Annotated in this window: 4 protein-coding genes and 1 tRNA gene; 1 reads left to right on the forward strand and 4 read right to left on the reverse strand. The window is 67.3% G+C overall.

The window, feature by feature from the left end:
• Positions 1–27 precede the first annotated feature (27 nt).
• The 3 genes from AC11WY_RS19130 to AC11WY_RS19140 all read right to left on the reverse strand — a co-directional run bounded on the left by AC11WY_RS19130 (position 28) and on the right by AC11WY_RS19140 (position 2,153).
• Positions 28–1,062 carry an NAD-dependent epimerase/dehydratase family protein gene (locus tag AC11WY_RS19130; protein WP_482928446.1) on the reverse strand — a complete coding sequence of 345 codons (1,035 nt, stop codon included), beginning with the start codon at positions 1,060–1,062 and terminating at the stop codon, positions 28–30.
• 27 nt (positions 1,063–1,089) lie between these two features.
• Positions 1,090–1,164 (reverse strand) — tRNA-Asn (locus AC11WY_RS19135).
• A gap of 80 nt (positions 1,165–1,244) precedes the next feature.
• Positions 1,245–2,153, reverse strand: coding sequence for an MBL fold metallo-hydrolase (locus AC11WY_RS19140; RefSeq protein WP_482928448.1), 909 nt, complete (start codon positions 2,151–2,153; stop codon positions 1,245–1,247).
• A 42-nt stretch (positions 2,154–2,195) separates the two neighbouring features.
• On the opposite strand from AC11WY_RS19140, the gene AC11WY_RS19145 reads away from it, so the two are divergent.
• On the forward strand, positions 2,196–3,515 hold the full coding sequence (locus AC11WY_RS19145) for an ATP-binding protein (protein ID WP_482928450.1): 1,320 nt from the start codon (positions 2,196–2,198) through the stop codon (positions 3,513–3,515).
• 151 nt (positions 3,516–3,666) lie between these two features.
• Here AC11WY_RS19145 and AC11WY_RS19150 read toward each other — a convergent pair whose 3' ends face one another.
• Positions 3,667–4,044 (reverse strand): hypothetical protein, encoded by a 378-nt coding sequence (locus tag AC11WY_RS19150; RefSeq protein WP_482928452.1) that lies wholly within the window; start codon positions 4,042–4,044, stop codon positions 3,667–3,669.
• Positions 4,045–4,132 lie beyond the last annotated feature (88 nt).

Genomic DNA, 4,132 nt, shown 5'->3' on the forward strand with positions numbered 1-4,132 from the left:
GGCCGTCCCGGTCGCCGCCCGCCGCGGTCAGAACACGAAGCGCGCCAAGGCCAGCGCCCCGCGTTTCCACGGCACCCGATGGGTCGTTCCCACGCGCGCCGCGATGCGGTCGCGGTTCGCCACATACCAGTCGTAGTTGCGGATCAGCGCCTCGTCGTTCGACGATTGCGGCGCATAGCCCAGACGGCTGACCGCCCGGTCAATGCTGACAAAGCTTTCCTTCGCGGCGGTCTCGTAAATCCAGGGGTACAGCGGCGACAGGTGCAGCGCCTGAAGCAGCTTCAGCGCCCAGATCGCCGGGGCCACGGGCAGCGAGACCACCCGCTTGCCATGCCCCGCCCGGTCCAGCACCGCCTGAAACCCCTCGCGCAACGTGCCATAGCGGGCGGCACCGACGTTGAAGACGGTGTTCACCCGCTCGCGGTCTTCGGTGGCACAGAGGTAGACCATCTGGCACAGGTCTTCGACGTCGAGCAACTGGTAAAGGTTGTTGCCCGGCCCGAGCACGGGAAAGCCGTGGCCCTGAAAGGCGAAGTCATAGAGCAGCTCGAACACCCCCAGCCGTTCGGGGCCGACGAACGACTTCGGGCGCAGCACCGGCAGGCACAGCCCCTTGGCGCGATACGCCACGCACAGCGCCTCGGCCTGCACCTTGGCCTCGCCATAGGGCCCGACGCCGGTCAGCCGGTCGTCTTCGACCAGCGGGTGGTGGTCGGGCACACCGTAGACCGCCGTCGACGAGATGTGGATGAATCGACCCACCCCGACCGCCAGCGCGGTGTCGAGCAGACGGCGCGTGCCCTCGACATCGGTCGACATGATTTCTTCGGGGGGGCACAGCGGCAGGGCGGCGGCGCAATGCACGACGACGTCGATCCCCTCGAACGCTCGCGCATGCAGCGACCGGTCGCGGATATCGCCCTGCAGCACGTCGATCCGCGCCGCCTCGGGATAGTCGAACGGCGCGATGTCATAGCTGCGCACCTGATGGCCGCGCGCCAGCAGGTAGCGGGTGAGGTTGATCCCCATGAACCCCGCCCCGCCCGTGATCAGATACCGCATGGATATCCTTCGATTATCCTGATTTCTTGGCTCCGGCGGTAGGGATCGAACCTACGACCAATTGATTAACAGTCAACTGCTCTACCGCTGAGCTACGCCGGAACACCGGGGGTCTATAGCAAGCGGGTTTCCGGGCGTCCAGAGGCAATCGCTCGATTTCGGCGACGGCGCGGGCCTTGCTGTCAGCGCCTCCGGAACGTTGCCGCGGGGCCTGCGGGCCCGTCGCGGGCAACCAGGTTTCTCTGTTCCAGATCAATCAGATGGGCGAGGACGTTGCGGGCAGCCGCAGGGTGCAGCGCGGGGGGCGTGTCGCGGTAGACCGATGCCGTCAGGGTGGCCACGGGTTGCGGCCGGTCGCCCAGCGCGGCGAGGATCGCGGCCTCGCGCGCATGGCGGTGCGCGGTCAGCGCGGCGATCCGGGCGGCGGGGTCTGCCACGGGGTCACCATGTGCCGGATGCAGCACCGCGGCGTTCAGTGCCGCCAGACGCTCCAGCGACATCATGTAGGCCCCCATGTCGCCGTCGGGCGGCGAGACGAGGCTGGTGGACCACCCCATCACATGATCGCCCGAGAACACCCGCCCACCGGCGTCAAAGCACAGATGGTTGCCGATGTGGCCGGGGGTCCAGACCGCGGTCAGATGCCAGCCCGCGCCGGTGACGGTCTCGCCATCGCCAAGCAGGCGGTCGGGGGCGAAGGCGGTGTCGATCCCCTCGCCGCCGCCGAGGCCGCCGGACTCCGCCCAGGCGGTCATCGCGGCGCTGCGCCCGGCGCCGCTTGGCCCGAAGGCATGGACGGGCGCAGCGGTGGCCGTGGCCAGCGGCCGGGCGAGGCCGGAGTGATCAAGGTGGCTGTGGGTGACGAAGATGTGGCTGATCCGCTCGCCCGGTTCCAGCGCGGCGAGCAGCGCGTCGAGATGGGCGGGGATCGCCGGGCCGGGGTCGATCACCGCGACCTCGCCCCGGCCGAGCAGGAAGCTGTTGGTGCCGCGGAAGGTCATCGCCGAGGGGTTCGGCGCCACCACCCGGCGCAGGTCGGGGGCAAGCCGCACCGCGCGGCCCGGTTCGGCGCCAGCCTGGGCATCCGTCATCTTGCGCTTCCTCTCGTCGCGGCCGCCCGCTAGGCTTGCGGGATGCGACCCGCCTGGCTCAACCCGCTTCTGCCGCGCAGCCTTTATGGCCGCGCCGCGCTCATCCTGATCGTGCCGGTGGTCACGATCCAGCTTGTCGTGTCGGTCGTCTTCATCCAGCGGCAATTCCAAGGCGTGACCCGGCAGATGACCGGGAACATCATGATTGAAGTGGGCTATCTGCTGGACAAGGTCAACGGCGCGAACGACATTGCTGTTGCGGTGGCGCAGGCGCGCGCGCTGACGCAACCCCTGCAGATGACGGTCGATCTGCCGGCGTCGGCCTATGCGGGCGACCGGCGGGGATGGATCGACCTGTCGGGGCGCGAGATGATCCGGACGTTGCGCGCAGGGATGCCGGGGGTGACCGGCGTCGATCTGCTGAGCGATCCCGCCGCTGTCGACGTCACCATCACGACCCGCTGGGGGCCGATGCGCGTCAGCTTCGAGCGGAGCCGCGTCTCGGCGTCGAACCCGCATCAGCTGCTGGTGCTGATGATCTTCACGTCGTTCCTGATGACGTTGATTTCGTATCTCTTTCTGCGCAACCAGTTGCGGCCGATCACCCGGTTGGCGGCGGCGGCCGAGGCCTTCGGCAAGGGCCGGTCGGTGCCCTACAAGCCGCGCGGCGCCATCGAGGTGCGGGCGGCCGGGCTGTCGTTTCTGGAGATGCGGGCGCGGATCGAGCGGCAGATCGAACAGCGCACCCTGATGCTGTCGGGGGTCAGCCACGACCTCCGCACCCCGCTGACGCGGCTGAAGCTGGGGCTGGCGATGCTGGAGGACGAGGCCGAAGCGGCGGCGATGAAACGCGATGTGGACGACATGGAGCGGCTGCTGGACGCGTTCCTGGCCTTCGCGCGCGGCGATGCGCTGGAGGAGGCGGTGGCGACCGACCCGTTCGAGCTGGTGCGCCGGACGGTGGAGAACGCGCAGCGGGCGGGCCAGCCGGTGGTGCTGGGGCCGGGCGAGGGCAGCGGCGCGGCGATGCTGCGGCCGCAGGCGGTGGGTCGGGCACTGGAAAACCTGATCGGAAATGCGGTGCGTTACGGCCACCAGGTCGAGGTGAGCGCGGTGCTGACCGAGCGCCAGGTGCGCATCACCGTGGAGGATGACGGGCCCGGCATCCCGCCCGAACGGCGCGAGGAGGCGATGCGGCCCTTCACCCGGCTCGACGCCGCGCGCAACCCCAACCGGGGCGGCGGCGTGGGGCTGGGCCTGTCGATCGCGGCGGACGTGGCGCGCAGCCACGGCGGGCAATTGCGACTGGGCGAGAGCGAAAAGCTGGGCGGGCTGCGGGCGGAGCTGGTGCTCGCGCGGTGATGGGCCCGAGTCTTCTGCGAAAATTCGCAAAGGGGGGCTGTCGGCCCCCCCGGCGCTGACGCGCCTCACCCCCGAGGATATTTGCGGAGTTATGTATCAAGCGCACCAACCCCGGAAGGGGTGAGTGATGCGTAGGAGGGTAGTAGCGGCATTAGGTGTCATCGCCGTCATGGGATCGTCCCTCTTGTTTGTGCGTCCCCCTCAAGTGCGGGGGGAGAGGAAAGACTTCATCCATCCAACTATCATCATCCAAAATCATCCCAACTTTCGAACGGACGGGCACTTCTGTAAGAACGAAGAAATTGGCGATCTCTTTTTGCGGTATACCAAAAACGTCTTTAAACCGTATTGTTACGGTGACGCTTATTCTCCTCAGATGCTCGGTAGATTTGTCCTTTATTGGAAGAAAGAATCTTATTGGAGTAATGCTTCCAGTGCGCATATCTCCCACAACAGCAAATTCACCGGCAAGGCTTATCCCCCTGAGTCCGGCACCCACCACATCTGGTGCTGACGGCCTGCCGGTCATTCGTTCGTTGATTTCAGCTGACGGTGTTCGGATTGGAGGGGGTTTCTGTTGATCTCACGGAGGAGACGCTGTTCGGGCGCCTCTTGCC

The sequence above is a fragment of the Solirhodobacter sp. genome, assembly GCF_964715405.1.

Coding starts and splice junctions, on each gene's coding strand:
- AC11WY_RS19130 (WP_482928446.1), bottom strand. CDS start 1,062: ATGCGGTATCTGATCACGGGCGGGGCGGGGTTCATGGGGATCAACCTC.
- AC11WY_RS19140 (WP_482928448.1), bottom strand. CDS start 2,153: ATGACGGATGCCCAGGCTGGCGCCGAACCGGGCCGCGCGGTGCGGCTT.
- AC11WY_RS19145 (WP_482928450.1), top strand. CDS start 2,196: ATGCGACCCGCCTGGCTCAACCCGCTTCTGCCGCGCAGCCTTTATGGC.
- AC11WY_RS19150 (WP_482928452.1), bottom strand. CDS start 4,044: ATGACCGGCAGGCCGTCAGCACCAGATGTGGTGGGTGCCGGACTCAGG.